The following is an 18228-nucleotide window of genomic DNA, read 5'->3' as shown; positions in this document are numbered from 1 at the left end:
AATTAAAATTTATCATTGATGAATTTTGGTCTAACGATCCTATGAAGAATCTCTCACATTCGCTACGTCGGGTTTGGTTGCTGGGGCTGCTATGGCTGCTGGCGCTACGACCTGTGCTGGCTCAATCACCCCAGCAGATTACGGGGCGAATCACCGACGAAACCGGGCAGGCACTGCCGGGGGTAACTGTGCTCATCAAGAACACAACCAATGGCACCACGACATCGGCTGAAGGCACCTACCGGCTTTCAGTGCCGTCGGCCAACGCAGTACTGGTCGCCTCTTATGTAGGGTATATAACCCAGGAAATTCCCGTCAGTACCAAGTCGGTCATTGATATCACGCTTGCCCCTGACAATAAGACCCTAAACGAAGTGGTGGTGGTGGGTTATGGCACCCAGCAACGAAAAGACCTCACCGGCTCCATTGCCTCAGCTGACTTGGTCGCGTTTAAAGAATCACCCAACGTAAGCATTCTTCAGTCGCTCAAGGGGGCGCTGCCGGGCCTGACCATCAGCCAAACCAACCGGGCTGGCGATGAGCCTGCTATCAACATTCGGGGAACGTCTACACTCAATGGAAACACGGCTCCCCTCATAATCGTGGACGGGTTAATCTTCAACGGCCGGTTGTCTGACATCAACCCCGCCGATGTGGCCAGTGTTGATGTGTTGAAAGACCCAAGCAGTAAAGCGGTCTATGGATCGCAGGCCGCCAATGGGGTGGTTTTGGTCACGACCAAAACGGGCCGGGCGTCTACTAAGCCTACCATCACTTATTCGGGTAGTTACGCCGTTTCATCGCCAACCATAAAGACTACGTTGCTGCGTCGGGATGCATTTCTGGAAAAAATCCGGGACATTAATTACCTCACCGCGTTCACCAAAGAATCGGGCTACACTCAACCTAACCCGGCCTGGACATTTGCCAATTCGGAGTTGTTTCCTATTTCGCTGGCGGGTGTAAACGCAGGCACCGATTATGACTGGTATGGTGAACTAACGCAGGATGCCTCTATCCAAAGCCATAACCTGAGCATGTCGGGTGGATCCGACAAGACCAATTATTTCATGTCGGGTGGCTACACGAAAGAGAAGGGGCTCATCAAGAATGACGATTATGCCCGTTACACCGTGCGGATCAATCTGGATACCGAGGTAACAAAGTGGCTGACCTTGGGCGCCAATACCTCGGGCTCGTTTACGAACTTCTTCAAAGACGCGCCCGATATGAACTCCATCGTCGGCACGAACCCACTGGTGCAGCCCCGTGATGCCAACGGTAACTTTATCATCAACCCCATCGGCGACTTCAACGTCAATCCGTTTCTGTCGGCTGAAAATGACCGCTACGAAGTACAGAGTCGATTGGTAGGCAATTTCTATGGTATCGTCCGTATTCCGTCAGTGCCCGGGTTTAGCTACCGCCTGAATTTCGGTAACAACCTGAAATTCTTTAAAAACTATACGTCGAGTATCTACGGAGCCGGGCAAACAGGATCAGCGGCCAAAAACGATGCGACGCAGTACGACCAAACGCTCGACAATATTTTTAACTACACGCGCAGTTTTGGCAAGCATAACATCAACGCCACGGCCGTATACGGCTACAATACATCGAAATTCGACCGGACGGTGGCGTCGGGAACGGGTTTTTCTGACCTGAACCTATCGTATAATAGCCTGCAACAGGCTGAAATTCAGAAAATTTCGTCGGAAGCCTGGGAAGAAGCCCTACTGTATCAGCTTGGGAGTGTGTCGTACAACTACGGCAGCAAGTACCTGATTAAAGCTACCGTTCGGCGAGATGGGTTCAGTGGCTTTTCGAAGAATAACAAAACCGGTATTTTTCCATCAATCGGCGTAGGCTGGGTCATTTCCGAAGAGCCGTTCTTTAAAGTTGCCGGCATCGACTACCTGAAAATCAGAGGTAGCTACGGCGAAAATGGTAACAAAGTGAGCCGGTACAGCTCATTGGCGCGGGTGTCCGCTACCGACGATTCCAAATACGTATTCGGTGATGGCGGGCTAACGGCCATTGGGCGGTCGGTGTCATCGCTGGCCAACAGTGATCTGAGATGGGAACGTACCCGGGGTATCAACATCGGTCTCGATTTCGCCATCCTGAAAAATCGCATCGACGGCAACATCGAGTACTACAACTCGAACACCAACGACCTGCTCTGGCAGCAAACGCTACCCCAAACGTCGGGCTTCTCCAACGTATTTACCAACCTGGGGCAGATCAACAACACCGGCTTCGAGTTTATGCTGCACGGGAAACCGGTACAGACTAAAAACCTGAGCTGGGACGTGACGGTCAACTTCACCCAAAACCGCAACAAAGTGGTTACCATTCTGGGTGAGGACAAAAATAACGATGGCGTAGAAGACGACCTCGTGGCGAGCAGCCTCTTTATCGGTCGGCCCATCGGCACCATCTACGACTACCGCACGCAGGGCATCTACCAACTAGCCGACGAAAAACTGGCTGGCTTTCAGGCAGGTACGTACCGGATCGAGGACGTGAACAAAGACGGTAAAATAGCCCCCGCCGACGACCGGCAGATTCTGGGTAATACAGAACCCGCCTACCAGTTTGGTATTCAGAATACTGTATCCTACGGGCAGTTTACGCTGAGGGCGTTTGTTAACTCCATTCAGGGCGGTAAAAACAGCTACCTAAGCGCCAACTTTCCGTATGGCTACAACGGTACGCCGGGGCAGGCAACCAATTCAAACTGGTTTGATTTCACCGATTTCTGGTCGCCCCGTAACCCCGGCGGCATCCACCCCAACCCGTGGCTGCCCACACCCGCCGGTGGCCGTGAGTATGTGCAGCGCAATTTTGTCCGCTTGCAGGATGTCTCGCTCTCCTACAGCCTGACCGATGCCATCGCCAAGAAGATTGGCGCGGCCAACTGCAAAGTGTTTGTGAGCGGCAAAAACCTGCTGACGTTCACCAACTGGAAAGGCTGGGATCCTGAAACCAACACTACCTTATTTCCGGTAGGAGGCCCGGCAACGGGTGTCAATACTGCCCTCGGCGTTACGTCGATCAACGCATTTCCCGTACTAAAATCAGTCTCGTTGGGTCTCGATATCACGTTTTAATGCCTGCTATCCCTATGAAAAAGAATCTATTGACAACCGCGCTCCTGGCAGGTGTGATGCTGTTTCAGGCAGGTTGCAAAGAAGATGCGTTTCTGAACGAAGTGCCGCTGGATTTCTACAGTCCCGAGAACTCGTTCATCACAGAAGGCAACTTCAACGCGGCCCTCACCGATTTATACGCCCGCGTCCGGGCCATTCAAAGCGTCGATGGCGGAGCCAATCTGTACTCGGAGGTACTGGGTACCGACATTGCCTACAACGCCCGCTTAGACCAGGCCCGTCTGGGCAACTATACCGTATCGCTTACCCCCCAGGGCGATATTCCCAAGCAGCACTGGATTCGGTGGTACAAGATTATCGCCAACGCCAACACCATCATTGCGCGGGTGGGTACGTCGACCCTCACCGACGCCCAGAAGAAAGTGATTGGTGCCGAGGCGAAGCTATTCCGGGCCTACGCCTACCACAAACTGGTGCACTTATACGGCGGGGTACCGCTCATTCTGGATGAGGTAAACACGCCCACCAGCAATTTTACCCGCGCCACCAAAGACCAGGTCCTCCAACAAGTTATTGCCGATGCTACCGATGCCGCCCTTAATCTACCAGCTATCGATGCGGTGAAGGATGGCAAACTGAGCAAACCCGTGGCCAATCACCTGCTTGCCGAAACATACATTGCCCTGAAAGACTATGACAAAGCCATTGCGGCGGCTACCGAGGTGATCGAGAAATCGAACCTGCGCCTGATGACCGAACGATTTGGCAGTCTGCGTACCCAGCCCGGCGATGTATTCTACGACCTGTTTCGGGTGGGCAACCAGAACCGGAAGTCGGGTAATATGGAAGCTATCTGGGTAATCCAGTACGAACTGGATGTGATTGGCGGGGCGCTGACCTCGTCGGGTAGCGCCCTGAATAACCTCGAACGGTGTGTAGCACCGGCTGTCTTCTCGATCTCGGACCCCAGTGGGCGAGCGTCGCTGCTGGATAACGCCTCGGCGTCGACCCTGAACAGTGGTGGCCGTGGCGTTTCGTTTGTTCGCCCTTCTGATTACTGGACGTACGACGTATGGGGGTTGGACCCCAAAAAAGACAACCGCAAACTAGACGCGACCGTCACCGACATTCGTACCTCGCCGTTCAACATCGTGCGTGACTTTATCTATACCAACCCGGCTTCGCCCAACTTCGTGGGCAAAAGCCTGATCGATTTCCCGGCTCCTAACTGGGTAGCGGCAAGCTGGCGCTGGTATCCGTACCCGTCGAAAGTAACCACGCCCGGTCAGCACCCGGCAGGTATCGTACAGGATGCCGCCAAACTGACCCTAAAGACAACCGCGGGCCCCACCTTCCGGGATATGTATCAGATTCGCCTCCCTGAAACTATCCTGCTCCGGGCAGAAGCCTACCTGCTGAAGGGCAACACGACACAGGCTGCTGCCGACATCAATTTAATACGGAATCGGGCCAAAGCGAAGCCCGTTACACCCGCCGAGGTCACACTCGACTACATTCTGGACGAACGCGCTCGTGAACTGATTTTTGAAGAAGACCGGCGCGTGACGCTCTCGCGCATGGGCAAACTGGTGGAGCGGGTACGGAAATACAATCCGCTCAATGCCCCTAATATTCAGGATTTCCACGCCCTTTTTCCGATACCCTTCTCGGAAATTGAGGCGAATAAGGATGCCAAACTGGAGCAGAATCCGGGGTATTGAGTTCGTAATAATAGGTTGGTAGCGATAGGGCGGCCCGACTATGTGGCCGTCCCATTTTTCATCCTTTACAAATCAAGCTGATGCGTATTGCTTTCCTGTTGGCTGCCCTGTGCGTCTGGATGCAGACAGCGGCTCAATCTATCCCATCCGACTGGACCGTTGTGGGCCAACTCAAAACCCGCGATGCCAAAGCCATCAAATCAAGCCCCTGGAGCATCGGGGGCGAAACCTTAGACCGGGATTATACCGACTACCAATCGTATAAGACGTACCTGGGGCCGCTGGGGGCCAAACGAATTCGGTTGCAGGGCGGCTGGAGCAAGTGTGAAAAGGTTAAAGGGAAGTATGACTGGAAATGGCTCGACGTCGTCATTCCTGATGCCGCTTCGCGCGGGGTGGCTCCCTGGGTCGAGCTGTCGTACGGCAACCCGATCTACGAGGGTGGAGGCGAAGCCAAACTGGCGGGGCACATACCGACCTCACCCGAAGCCCTGGCGGCCTGGGACAACTGGGTACGTGCCATCGTGACGCGCTACAAAAAGCAGGTGCCCGAGTGGGAGATCTGGAACGAGCCCGACCTGAACCCAACGCATACCGGCGCCGAAATTGGGCAGTTTTACGTCCGCACCGCCCGGCTGGTTAAATCGATCCAGCCCAAGGCGCGGCTCATTGCGCTGGGTATGGCGAGCGTGACGAAACTGGAGTTTCTGAAAGACTTCTACGAGGTGCTGAAGAAAGAAAATGCATTGGATTTGGTTGATATTCAGACCTATCACGGCTACGCTCACAACCCCGACAGTTCGTACCCCAACATCGAGAAAATGCGGCAGCTGGTCTGGAGCTACAACCCAAACGTGGTCTTCATGCAGGGCGAGAACGGCGCGCCATCCACCCCGAAAGAAATGACCATCGGTGCCCTGCGTGATCAGGACTGGAGCGAGTTGACGCAGGCTAAATGGGACCTTCGACGCATGCTGGGCGACCATGGGCGTGGCATCGCTACCAACCTGTTCACTATCTCCGATATTCATTACGCGGCGGGCGACCATATGGTGGGCATCAACACGAAAGGTCTGCTGCAAACCAACCCCGACAAGACCATCAAACGCCCCAAACTAGCCTATAAAGCCGCCCAGCACGTGTTTTCCTTATTTGACGATCAGGTTGAGGTTTTGACCGAAAAAAAGCCGACGCTGGATCAGGAGACGGTAAATGGCTTCGTGTACCGGTACGCCAAAAACGGCAGTACGCTCGTCACGCTGTGGAATAAAGAGGGCCGGCCAGCGGAAGCATATACCCCCAAACCCACGACTGTTACCGTAGAAGGCCAGTTCAGACAGCCCGTTTTTGTGGATTTGATCACAGGTACGATCTACGAGATTCCCAAGAGCCAGTGGTCCAACAAAGGAAATGCCTATACGTTCACGGGCATCCCCGTGCCCGATTACCCGGTTTTGATTGCCGATAAATCGACCGTACTGTAGAGACGCATCCTTGCGTCTCACCGCCGGATGGTTACGCCGAATACCTGATTTGCCAATTGCTGACGCCAGATGAGCCGCAAGGATGCGGCTCTACATAGATGCCTCCCCGAAAATGAAAAACTCACTCCTCGCTTCTCTTTTCTTCCTGTCGGGCAGTGCTTTTGGCCAGTTTATCGACACCTCGACGGAGCGGGTGAAAACGCCGTTGGTGGTCGGATTTAAGCGTATCGGGACACTGAAGCCACGGTCGACCAACGACATTGCCTCGTCGCGCATTACGGTAGGCTGTGAAACCCTCGACCGCGATTTTACTGACTTCAACGGGTACAAAGCGTACCTGCCGCCGCTGGGTGTCAAGAAAATCCGGCTGCAGGCGGGTTGGGCCAAGTGTGAGAAAGTCAAAGGTGTATACGACTGGGCCTGGCTCGATGAAATCATCGACTATGCCGTGGCTAACAAGATCGAGCCCTGGCTCGAAACCTCGTATGGCAACCCGATTTATGAAGGCGGTGGCGGCCGTGGCCTGCTCAACAGTATGCCCACCTCGCCCGAAGGCTTCGCGGCCTACGACCGCTGGGTCACCGCCCTCGTTACCCGCTACAAAGACCGGGTGAAGGAATGGGAAATCTGGAACGAGCCCGACCATCCGTTGCAGAAAAATTCGCCCGAAACCACCGCCGAACTGAACATCCGCACCGCCGAAATTATCAAACGCATTCAGCCGACCGCCAAAATTGCGGCTCTGGCCCTCGCTACCCATACCGACACAACGTACCTGAATCGGGCGTTGGCTGTATTTGCTGACCGGAAAAAACTGGATCTGTTCACCTGGGTCTCGTACCACAGCTACGCTTTCCGACCCGAACAATCGTACATAGGCGTCGCGTCGTTCAAGCGGCAACTGGCCAGATACGCGCCCAACCTCCTGCTCCGGCAGGGCGAAAACGGAGCGCCATCCGGCTACATCCCCAGCTACGCCCTCGATAAGTATTACTGGACCGAATATTCGCAGGCCAAGTACGACATGCGCCGGTTGCTCGGCGATCTGGGGCGCGACATCGAAACGTCGGTGTTCACGATCATCGACATCCGGTATGCGGGCGATGCACCGGTCCTGAACATGAAAGGTTTGATTCAGTCGGACCTCGACAAGACGGTCATTCGCCCAAAAGTTGCTTACTACGCCGTGCAGAATCTGGCCAGTGTGTTCGACAACCGGCTTGAATTGGCTACCAACGCCCGGATCACCACCACCGCCAAAGAGTCGGTGTCTGCATTTGTTTACCAGCAGAACGCCGGCCGGCAGAAAGCGGGAAAAAAGCAGGTGGCCGCCGTTTGGTTAGACAGCAAGACACCCACGAACCTGTTTACAACCACACCCATCGACCTGACCATCGAAAACGGGAATTTCGACACCCCCGTCTGGGTCGATCTGCTGACAGGCCATGTCTACGAAATTCCGAAGAAGCAGTGGCGTAAATCGGGAAGCCGGAACGCCGGAGCAACCTACACGTTTAGCGGCATACCGGTATATGATTCACCGGTGTTGATTGTCGAAAAATCAAGCATAAACTTCTGATTGCCAATGAAAAGGAGGCTGTCGATACTGTTCGTTATGGTAAGTGCACTGGCTGTTGCGCAGCCGGTAAGCAGCAAGCGGGTTAGCCCTGTGGTCGTGGCGGAGCGGGTACTGAACAAGGGGCTGGCTACCATTGATATGGGGCTGTATCCCGGTAGTTTGCTGATGCATGGTATGGCCGAGTTGAGCGTGGTTAAAAAAGACCCCCAAACGCTGAACCGCGCACTTGATCTGTTCGCCCGGTTCAACAGTGGCAACATCGACGGTCGGGGCAGTTTCATCAGCTACAAGGCGGGCGGCAGCGGAGCGGCTTACCTGACGTACCTGAAAAAAGCGCCCGAACTCACCCCACAGGTAGCCGACTATGCCCGGAAAATGGTCCGCGACCAGAAACGGTCCAGCGAAGAAATACTGACGGCGAATTGGGCTAAAGACAGCCTCGATCAGGTGTTTATCGACATGGCCTTTGCTGTTACGCCCTATCTGCTCTACAGCGGCCTTGCCCTGAACGAACCTGGGTACGTCGACAAGGCGGTGTTCGAAACGCTGGAACTGTTTCGCATTCTGCACGACACTAACGGTCTGCTGCATCAGGGACGGGGCTTTCAGGGGAAGGGCGTGATTTCGCAGGATAATTGGAGTCGTGGCAACGGCTGGGGGGCTTTTGGACTAGCCGCGCTGGTGCGCGATTTGCCTGATTCGCACCCGCAGAAAACAACCGTTAATGCCTTGGCGAAGTCCTTCTTCATGGCGGCACTCAGCCATCAGAATAAAAACGGGTTGTGGCACCAGGAACTGACCGATACGTCGTCGTATGTCGAAACGTCGGGCAGCGGACTGATGCTGTATGCCATCGGTATTGCTATCGAAAAAGGCGTTCTGGATAAATCGTATCTGCCCGCCTTCAAGAAAGGCCTGAGCGGCTACATGGCCTATATTGGCGACGACGGTTCAGTAAGCCACACCTGCGGTAGTTGCCTGTGTCCGGGAAAAGGAACCAAGGCCGATTACAAAAAGCAGGGGTGGAAGTTCAACGATCAGCACGCCTTTGGCCCGGCGGTGCTAGCTTTCACGCAGGCCGCCAACATGGGCATTACCGCCATCGAGGCACCATCGGCGGGCTATTTCGTCAAAAACGAAGCCTCGCTTCGCAAGCCGCAGACATACGTGCGCTATATGCCCGAAGCCAACGGCAATATCCTTTGGGAAAACGACCGCGTGGCCTTCCGGGTGTATGGGCCACCCGTGAAAGACCGGGTCAGCAGCGGTATCGATGTCTGGACGAAATCTGTCGACTATCCCATCACTGACAAGTGGTACAGCCTGAATGCCGAGGGGCTGGAATACCACATCGACCGGGGCGAGGGCTGCGATTTTTTCCACGTCGGTTTTGGGCGGGGCAACGGTGGTACGGCCATTTGGTCAAACGACAAGCCTTACATTTCGCAGCCCTACGAATCTCACAAAATCCTAAAGAGCACCCCCGACGAAATTGCGTTTGAACTCCGCTTTGCCCCGTGGAAAGTGGACGGAGGCCCGGCTGGGCCGTTCATGGTGTCGGAACGAAAAGTGATCAGTATGACGATGGGCACCAATCTGTTCAAGGTGGTCAGCACGTTCGAGACCGATTACAAAGGCCCCTTGACGGCTGCCATTGGCATTTCTTTTGCCGGAATGCCGGACCACGACAAGCCGGAGATCCTGGCCGACCCCAAAACCGGCACACTCACCGTCTGGGAGTCGTACTTACCCACCAACGGCGAGCTGGGCACAACGGTGATTGCCAACCCCGCGCTCATTCGCCGGTTTGCAGCCCACAACAACGAACAGTTCGTGCTGGTCAACGCCAAAGCTGGTCAACCCATTACGTATTACGTGGGCGCGGGCTGGACCAAAAACCCGCACGTAAAGACGAAGCAGAACTGGCTAACGTACCTGAACAGCGAGTTGCCCAAACTGACCTTTTAGCTCTTAATTCCCCATGAACCAACTCAAAGCACTCGATTACACGGCCATTGTCCTGTACATGATTATGATGTCAGGCATCGGGCTTTTTCTGGGCCGGTTTGTCAAAAACATCAACGACTATTTCAAAGGTGGGAGTGGGGTATCGTGGGTGGCAGGTGGCATTAGCAACTTCATGACCAAGTTCAGCACCTTCATCTTTGTAGCCTATGCGGGCATTGCCTACTCCGATGGGCTGGTAGCCATTACAGTAATCTGGAGCACCGTGTTTCCGTCGCTGATTGCTATTGGCTTTTTTGCCAAACGCTGGAAACGGGCAGGCATCATGAGCCCCGTCGAATTTCTGGAAACGCGCTACAATGCGCCCATTCGGCAACTGTTTTCGTGGAGTGGCGTGGCGTTTAAACTACTCGACGACATGATTAAGCTGTATTCCATCGGGCTGTTTATCACGGCAGCGTCGGGAATGCCGTTTGAAACCGCCGTGATCGGTTGCGGCATCGTTGTGACGCTATATACGGTCGTTGGGGGGTTCTGGGCCGTAATCGTGACCGATGTGGTGCAGTTTGTAATCCTGTTTTTCGCCACGCTGATTCTGGTGCCGCTGGCCTACAATGCTGCGGGCGGACTGGAAAACATGCAGGCCGTAATGCCCCAGAATATGACCTGGTTCAATGGCAAAAAAGGCATTCCGATCTGGCTGACCACGTACTATATCCTGCTTATTATTCGGTATCTGGGCAACTGGACGTTTATTCAGCGGTTTTACAGTGCCAAAACCGAAACCGATGGGCAAAAACTGGCGGGTTTATCGGCGGTGTTTTTCTTTATTTTTCCCATCATTTTCCTGTTTCCGCCCCTGGCCGCGCGGGTTATTCTGCCCAATCTGCCCAATCCCGAAATGGCCTATGTGAGCCTCTGCGTGAAGCTGCTGCCATCGGGTATTATGGGCCTGATGATGGCTGCCATGTTTGCCGCCACCATGTCGGTGCTCAGTGCCGAATACAACGTCACGGCCAGCGTACTGACCCGCGACATTTACCAGCGTGTCTTCAGGCCCCACGCCAGCGGCAAAGAAAGCCTGCTCGTGGGCCGGTTGATGACCCTGCTCGTTGGGGCCATCGTCACCATCGGAGCCTTGTTTGTGGCCGGGTTTGGCGGGGCGTTTGAAGCTAATAAGCTGCTGGCGGGCATCTTCGCCGTGCCGATGATCGTGCCCGTTATTGTGGGGGTGCTCATGGCCAGACCACAGCCCTGGGGCGCGTTGGTGACCCTGTTTGGGGGCGTCGCCTTAGGGTTTTGCATGCACGTCTTCTTCGTGAAGAACGACTATTTCAACCTCGCCGGTCCAACCGTTATTGAAGAGGTCCGGTGGGCCATTGCTACGCTGGTCGAAATCGCGTTCTGTTTCGGCGTATTTATCTTCTCGGGCACCTTCAAATCGACCGATAGCGCGTACAACAAGCGCGTGGCGGCTTTCTTCCAAAAACTGACTGTGCCGTTTGTGCCCGTTCAGGAAAGTAAAAACGACGATGCCTTTGCCGATGCCATCAAGCTCATGTACGGCATCGCCTTCGGCCTAACCGGCCTCATGTTCGTCATCATGGGCTTCCCATCGCGGGCTATGTTGAGTGGCCAACTAGCATTGGGGGCGGGTGTTTTATGCCTGGCATTAGCCGTTTTTCTGTGGAATCGAGCGCGAAAAGCAGCGACCCTGATTAAAGCTGATACCCCCTCAGCAACAACCGTACACTAACTGAAACACAACCTTATACGTATGCATTTTCCTACTTCCAGCCGGGACGCCGGCCGCCGGGTCGCCGGTAGAGTCATTTTCATCACCGGTGCATCGGGCGGCATTGGCAAGGCTACGGCCCTGCAACTGCTCGATCAGGGTGCCAACGTCTTCGACTTTAGCCGGACCCGGCAGCTTTCCGACGAATTTCCGCACGAAAACCTGCGCTCGTTCAAAGGGGATGTCAGCATTGAAGCCGACGTTCAGGCCGGATTTGCCGCCTGTCTCGACGCCTTTGGTACCGTCGACGTGCTGCTCAACAACGCGGGTATGGGCGTCCTGACGACCGATCTCTCCATAACTGAACTGGATGCGTACGAGCAAATGATGAACGTGAATATGCGGGGTGTTTTTCTCTGCAACCGAGAAGCGCTGAAGGTAATGAAACCGAAAAAATCGGGTCATATCCTGACCGTTATTTCGATGGCCGGGCAGCGCACGAACCCCAACGCGCCGGTGTATGCGGCGTCAAAATTCGGGGCTCGTGGCCTCAGCAGTGGCCTGGCCGATCAGGTGATCAAAGAAGGCATCAAAGTGACCGACGTAAATCCCGGCCCCACGGATAGCGATTACTGGGGCGACCGCAAGGTGCCTCGTGAGAAGTTTCTGAAGGTAGACGACGTCGCCAATGTGATCACGTTTGTGCTTAACCAACCGGATTACGTGGTGATCCGTGAAATCAATTTCGACAATATGAATTTTCTGGCAGGATGATGACGAACACAATCCATACCCATACAAATGGCAACGGTCAGGCTGTTGCGGCATCGCCTTTTCCCATCCCGGTTTCCGAGATGCGCGAGCGGTATCTGCGGCTCTATACCGGGGCGGTCAACGACGTGCTGCGGTTCAACTACAACATGCACGCCACCAGCCTGCCGCCCGATTTTGCGCCCCTGCGCGAGTCGATGAAAATGGCCGGGCTGGCCTTCACCGTGAAAGGAGGCCCCGACATTACCACCGATGGTGAGTTTGAGATGCGCGCTCAGATGCTCGAAGACCTGCACGCCGAGTCGGTCGTTGTCTGGGATTGCACCGGTGATACGGTCACCTCGCAATGGGGTGAAGTGATGACCATGGCGGCTAAAAAAGCCGGTTGCCGGGGCGCGGTGGTCAACGGTATCCGCGACACACAGGCGATTCTGGAACTAGGCTTCCCGGTCTTTCATAAATACAAAGCCAACACGGGTATGCTCGGTCGTTTCCGCATGCACCATTACCAGAAACCCGTGCTTATGGGCGAGGTTACGGTAAAACCCGGCGATTGGGTATTCGGTGACATCGACGGGGTGATTTCGATTCCGCAGAACATCGCGTATGATGTGCTGCTGGCGGCTGAAAAAATCCTGCACAAGGAAGATGAAATCCGGGAGATGGTCGAAAGCGGTATGAAACCGACTGATGTCGTGAAAAACGGAGGGTACTTCTGATGGCCGTTTTTTTATCCGATACCGAACGTACCCAGATTCAGGCTAAACGTCAGGCTGGTGATCCGCTCGTCGGTCGTTTCCACGCGGCCCTGCATAAGCGCGTCTATGACCGGGTGGCGACGAAAGGTCTGCTTGGCCCCAGTTCAACCGGAATGCCGGCCACCGTAGCCTGGTATTACCCGGCGGCCGAGTACCTGTCGGATGCCGCCATGCTGTACGCACTTCAGCCGGATGAAAGACTAGCGGTTTGGCTCCGCACCGTTTCGCTCGACATTGCCCGCACACCCGCCTACGATTGGGCGGGTCCTGCTTTCCGCGACCATAGCGAGCCGCTGACGGGGCATCTTGAAACGGCGCATCTGTGCTGGGCGCTGAGTGCCGTTTATGATCTGGCCCGCGACGCATTTTCTGAGTCAGAGCAACGTGAACTCCGGCAGGCGCTGACCGAAAAAGGAATTAGGCTTTGTCGGCGGTGGATTGACAAAAATACGCACCTGGCCAACTGGCGGGGTATTCTGATGTCGGGCGTACTGGTAGCGGCAGCGGTGCTCGACGAGCAGGACTTGATTGATCAATACGTGTCGGAATGGGAACGCTGTGCGCTGGCGTTCCAGCCCGATGGGTCGTATGGCGAATCGTTGCAATACGGAAATTACCTGGCCTTTGCACTGATGTTGGCCTATGAATCGCTTGTCAGAACGTACCCGGAAAGAGCCGCTTTGCTGAATATAGGTACGTATTCGGTCGGAATCCGTTGGGTTGCCAGCAGTATGTTCTACACTAAACCCCTTGCCGACAACGGTAGTGGTTTCTGGGGCACCGAACCCCGCGCCCGTGCCGCCAACTTCAACGATAGCGCGGCCCTGTTCCGTCCCTCCGGCGACCTATTGCTGCACCTGGCCGCTCGGGGGCAGAACGAGGAAGAAAAGCAACTGGCCCGTGGTCTGTTTGCCACCTACTACGAACCGGTTTCTACGCAGGGACCGCACGAACTGGCGACATTCGGCATGAACAACGACTGGGGCTTTCTGACCCTGCCGCTGTTGACGCATGAAACCAAAGCTGCCAGTCCGCAGGAAGTGGGATTACCGCTGACGACTGCGTTCAGCAACGGGCACACCTTCATGCGCGACGCTTGGGACGGAAAGACTATCGTAGCTATCAACGGTGGGGGAGAGGGGCTGCACGGTCCCGGCCATTTGCACGGCGATCTGAACAGTTTCATCCTCGTTCATAACCGCGAACGACTGCTGGTCGACCCTGGCCATAGCTGCTACCGCAACTTGATTCACGGGCTGGAAAGCAGCACGCAAACGCACAATACGTGTACATTTCTCGTAGAAGCGGAAACGCTGGGCTTGCAGGAGGATAAGGCCAAAGCCACCATGCTGGAACAGAAAAGCGTGCTGCCTCGCCGGTTGCTGGTCAACGGCATTCCCGGCCCGGCTGTCGACAGGGGAAACCGTCGATTGCTGGTCGAGCGTGACGATGTGGTATCGGTCGTTGGCTCGGAAATCGGCGGGGCGTGTGGGGCGCCCATCCAGCGCTTTTCGCGGTTCTGGCTCCTGGCAGGTAGCCACGTCTTATTTGTCGTTGACCGAATTGAAGCAAGCCAACCCGTTACAACAGTCTGGAATTGGCTCATCAATAATCGCGACGGTCAGGCGACGGTCGACACGCAACCCACCTGCCTGACCGTCCGGCGAAACGAAGCGGGCATGAAGTTGTTTCACCGGAGCGCCGGACCGACCGGACAGGGTACAATCGGGCATCCGGTGTATGGGTACGTTCATGATGCTTATCACGTTGAACCCAACCAATACGGCGAAGGAAAACCCGGCACTGGCCTGCTCTATCGATGGACAGAAACGACATCAGCAACCGCCCGGACGGTCGTTCATGCCATTGCCCTCGACGACGCCATCACCCTGGAGCGTTGGGCGTTAACCGTGGCGGAAAACGCGTTTACGCTGTCGAACGGGCAGAAAAAATGGACCCTGATCGTGCAAGATGAAGTAGGCGATCACCTGTCGATGGTGTCGGGGCATGGTCGCCGGTGGGACGTAGTTCGGCAAGAAAATGAGTTGTACACCCTGAATCGAGTCTTACCCAATGAATAATCTGCTCAAAATAAAGGGTATCGACCACCCTGGCGTAGCGGCTAACGACGTCGAACAACTCGCCGACTGGTACTGCGAAGTGTTCGGCTACGAAAAGTGGTATAAACACCCGAAGCCCGTCTGGATGCTGAAAGCTCCCGACGGCACCCTGCTCGAAGTGATGCCCAAAGACGACACCGCCCGGCCCGAACGCACTACCTGGACACCCGGTTGGTCGCACCTAGCCCTGCGTGTGGAAAACATCGACGAAGCCATCGCTTTTCTCGACACAAAAGGGGTTAGCTGGGGTGGCTCGGTCATTAACGCCATCGGTGGCGGCAAAGTCCGCAACCTGTACGACCCCGATGGAAACATGTTACAGATTTTAGAAAGAATCTAACGTAGAGACGCATCCTTGCGTCTCATCATGCGTCAGCCCATAAGCGTCGGCACATTCATCTGGTTACCATCCAGCGGCTAAGACGCAAGTATGCTACCATACAAAACCAAAGTCAATGAAAGCTCTCCAGTTTACCGGTAATAAATCATTTGATCTACAGGACGTTGACGTGCAGCCCCCATTGCCCGGCGAGGTCCGTCTGAAAGTGGCCTACTGTGGCGTATGCGGCACCGATGTGCATATCTACCACGGCGCTATGGCCCAGCGGCTCAGCCTGCCGCAAGTCATTGGCCACGAAGTATCGGCCGAAATCGACGCTTTAGGAGAGGGCGTTACCGGCTGGCAACCCGGTGACCGGGTGACGGTTCGACCGCTCAAACCGGGCCAGGAAATGCCCATTGACAACGGCGTTCAACATATCGGACAGAATCTGAAATTTATCGGAATCGACACGCCTGGCGGTATGCAACAATACTGGAACGTACCCGCGTATACATTACACCGGTTGCCCGATAACCTGCCGCTGACGATTGGCGCTATGGTTGAGCCGCTGGCGGTAGCCTGTCATGATGTACGGCTGGGCGAGGTGAAAGCGGGCGAGAACGTCGTCATTATCGGTGGAGGACCAATCGGGATGCTGATTGCGCTGGTGGCTAAACAGAAAGGGGCCAACGTCCTGATCTCGGAAGTTAACGAAGCGCGGCTCCAACTTGCTAAGTCGATGGGGCTGGCGACGGTCAACCCCAAAGAAACCGATCTGCTTGCCCATGTAGAGGATTTTACCAACGGTGCCATGGCTGATGTCGTCTTTGAGGTATCGGGCGTGCAAGCCGGGGTTGCCGTAATGACACAGTTACCCCGAGTACATGGCCGCATTGTGATGGTTGCCATCCATGCCGAACCCAAAGCCGTCGATCTGTTTCGTTTTTTCTGGCGTGAGTTAAAACTGATCGGTGCTCGCGTGTACGAACCAGAAGATTTCGAGGAAGCCATTTCGCTGGCCGCGTCAAGTACGTTGCCACTCGATGAGCTTATCACGCAGGTGGTTCCGCTAGCCGATGCCCAAAACGTGTTCGAGGCTATTGATCAGAACCCGGCAGGCATGAAATACCTGCTAGACATTCGATAGGCGCACATTTGTGTTACCTGTAAAATCGATTGTATCTCGCTTTTTTAATCATTGAATAGAAGTAGGGGGTGCTAACAACAGAATTACCAACTACGGCCATGTTCTTTATAGCTTAGGTGATTAAGATGAATAGTTCATGGCTCAGCTAAAAATAAGATTGGCTTTCAGACCTAGTTGGAAAAAAGAAAAGCTATAAGTCGATTTACGCCACTGACAACTTCTGGTCCAGCCATACGTCAGAATCTAGCTAGTTCTTGAAAGTATAACATGGTCAGTCACATGAACTAAAAACCAGCAAAAGCCCCGCCAACTGGCGGGGCTTTTGCTGGTTTTTAGTTCATACCGCCACATAGTACAATGCAACTTCGCTTAAGCGGGTGGTCAAGTATCAGCACCCGAACAGCCGGGAGAAGGGATAGCGGGGCCACGTTGAAGAAAATTTCCTCGAAGAAAAATAATTGTTGAGAGAGACCACAGTGGGCGTGATCGAAAGTGATCTGGGCGAGGAGCAAGAAAAAAGCCACTCACGTTTTACCGTAAGTGGCTCATGTTCACTGTGCACTCGTAGGGATTCGAACCCCAAACCTCCTGATCCGTAGTCAGGTGCTCTATCCAATTGAGCTACGAATGCGTTACGCTGTTAGGCGTTTCCCGTGTGTTGGGACTGCAAAAGTAAGGCAAAAAAGACGTTTGTCAAATCATCGGCCCTGAAATTTTGCGGCTCGTTTCATCAAAAACGCACCGATGCCCTCCATCGCGTCGGCCGACTGCCCCAGAGCATTCTGGTTTTCAGCTTCTTGCTCCAACTGATGGGCCAGGTCAGAATAGAGCGATTGATTCAAAACTTTTTTCATGGCCCCTATTGCCGCTGTAGGCGCAGCGGCATAATACGCCACTGTTTCATCGACAACCCGGTCGAGATCGGCTGTCGGTACCGACCGGGTGACTAGGCCCAGCTGAGCAGCTTCGGGGCCATAAACCCGTCGACCGGTGCTACATAGCTCGAACGCCTTGAGCGGGCCCATAAGCCGAGGCAGGAAAAAGGTCGAACCGGCGTCGGGCATGAGGCCGATATTGACAAAAATCTGGCTGAAATAGGCTTCGTCGGCGCAGAGCAGCACATCGCAGGCCAGCGCCAGTGAGCAGCCCGCTCCCGCCGCCACACCATTGACCCGCCCGACGATGGGTTTCGGCAATTCACGCATCGCCACAATCATAGGGTGGTATGTTTCCCGCAACGACGTACCCAGCGCCAGGCCGCCGCCGTTGCCCGCCGCGGCCGCAAAGCCTGCTTTGAGATCGGCTCCCGAACAAAAGGCCTTGTCGCCCGCCCCGGTCAGGACCACCACCCGGATGGCCGAGTCGACTCCAGCGGCGGTTATTGCGGCCGTAATGTCGGCGATAAGGCCGGGACTCAGCGCGTTGTAAACGGCCGGACGGTTGAGGGTGATACGGCAGATACCGTTTTCGACGCTATACAGCAGGTTTTCGTACATAAGGCCAGTAAACGAAT

At 55.0% G+C, this 18228-nt stretch carries 12 protein-coding genes and 1 tRNA gene; 11 read left to right on the top strand and 2 right to left on the bottom strand.

Features of this window, described 5'->3' with window-relative positions; all coding sequences use genetic code 11:
• Positions 1–41: 41 nt before the first annotated feature.
• The 11 genes from ACAW74_RS04465 (at position 42) to ACAW74_RS04415 (ending at position 16715) form a co-directional block, all read left to right on the top strand.
• Entirely contained in the window at positions 42–3113 is a 3072-nt protein-coding gene (locus tag ACAW74_RS04465; RefSeq protein ID WP_370696988.1) for a SusC/RagA family TonB-linked outer membrane protein, read from the top strand.
• 14 nt (positions 3114–3127) lie between these two features.
• Complete coding sequence (locus ACAW74_RS04460; protein ID WP_370696987.1) at positions 3128–4834, top strand: RagB/SusD family nutrient uptake outer membrane protein; 1707 nt, start codon at positions 3128–3130, stop codon at positions 4832–4834.
• A gap of 80 nt (positions 4835–4914) precedes the next feature.
• Positions 4915–6318, top strand: coding sequence for a hypothetical protein (locus ACAW74_RS04455; protein ID WP_370696986.1), 1404 nt, complete (start codon positions 4915–4917; stop codon positions 6316–6318).
• A gap of 112 nt (positions 6319–6430) precedes the next feature.
• On the top strand, positions 6431–7897 hold the full coding sequence (locus ACAW74_RS04450) for a GH39 family glycosyl hydrolase (RefSeq protein ID WP_370696985.1): 1467 nt from the start codon (positions 6431–6433) through the stop codon (positions 7895–7897).
• Between the two features lie 6 nt (positions 7898–7903).
• Complete coding sequence (locus tag ACAW74_RS04445) at positions 7904–9865, top strand: DUF4861 family protein (protein ID WP_370696984.1); 1962 nt, start codon at positions 7904–7906, stop codon at positions 9863–9865.
• 13 nt (positions 9866–9878) lie between these two features.
• Entirely contained in the window at positions 9879–11618 is a 1740-nt protein-coding gene (locus ACAW74_RS04440) for a sodium:solute symporter family transporter (RefSeq protein WP_370696983.1), read from the top strand.
• 21 nt (positions 11619–11639) lie between these two features.
• The gene (locus ACAW74_RS04435; RefSeq protein WP_370696982.1) at positions 11640–12371 is read left to right on the top strand and encodes an SDR family oxidoreductase; all 732 of its coding nucleotides are present in this window, start codon (positions 11640–11642) and stop codon (positions 12369–12371) included.
• Positions 12368–13087 (top strand): RraA family protein, encoded by a 720-nt coding sequence (locus ACAW74_RS04430; protein WP_370696981.1) that lies wholly within the window; start codon positions 12368–12370, stop codon positions 13085–13087. Before ACAW74_RS04435 ends, ACAW74_RS04430 begins: the two co-directional genes overlap by 4 nt.
• Positions 13087–15207, top strand: coding sequence for a heparinase II/III domain-containing protein (locus tag ACAW74_RS04425; protein ID WP_370696980.1), 2121 nt, complete (start codon positions 13087–13089; stop codon positions 15205–15207). Before ACAW74_RS04430 ends, ACAW74_RS04425 begins: the two co-directional genes overlap by 1 nt.
• Positions 15200–15586, top strand: a complete 387-nt coding sequence (locus tag ACAW74_RS04420) for a VOC family protein (RefSeq protein WP_370696979.1) — start codon at positions 15200–15202, stop codon at positions 15584–15586. The genes ACAW74_RS04425 and ACAW74_RS04420 overlap by 8 nt, the downstream gene beginning before the upstream one ends.
• Positions 15587–15701: 115 nt before the next feature.
• Positions 15702–16715, top strand: a complete 1014-nt coding sequence (locus ACAW74_RS04415; RefSeq protein WP_370696978.1) for a zinc-dependent alcohol dehydrogenase — start codon at positions 15702–15704, stop codon at positions 16713–16715.
• Between the two features lie 557 nt (positions 16716–17272).
• Here ACAW74_RS04415 and ACAW74_RS04410 read toward each other — a convergent pair.
• Together ACAW74_RS04410 and ACAW74_RS04405 are read right to left on the bottom strand one after the other, a co-directional pair.
• Positions 17273–17346 (bottom strand) — tRNA-Arg (locus ACAW74_RS04410).
• 67 nt (positions 17347–17413) lie between these two features.
• Positions 17414–18211: an enoyl-CoA hydratase/isomerase family protein gene (locus ACAW74_RS04405; protein ID WP_370696977.1), complete on the bottom strand. Its 798-nt coding sequence runs from the start codon at positions 18209–18211 to the stop codon at positions 17414–17416.
• Positions 18212–18228 lie beyond the last annotated feature (17 nt).

Source organism: Fibrella musci (assembly GCF_041321105.1).
GTDB lineage: Bacteria > Bacteroidota > Bacteroidia > Cytophagales > Spirosomataceae > Fibrella > Fibrella musci.
This window is presented reverse-complemented; position numbering and strand designations above follow the sequence as displayed.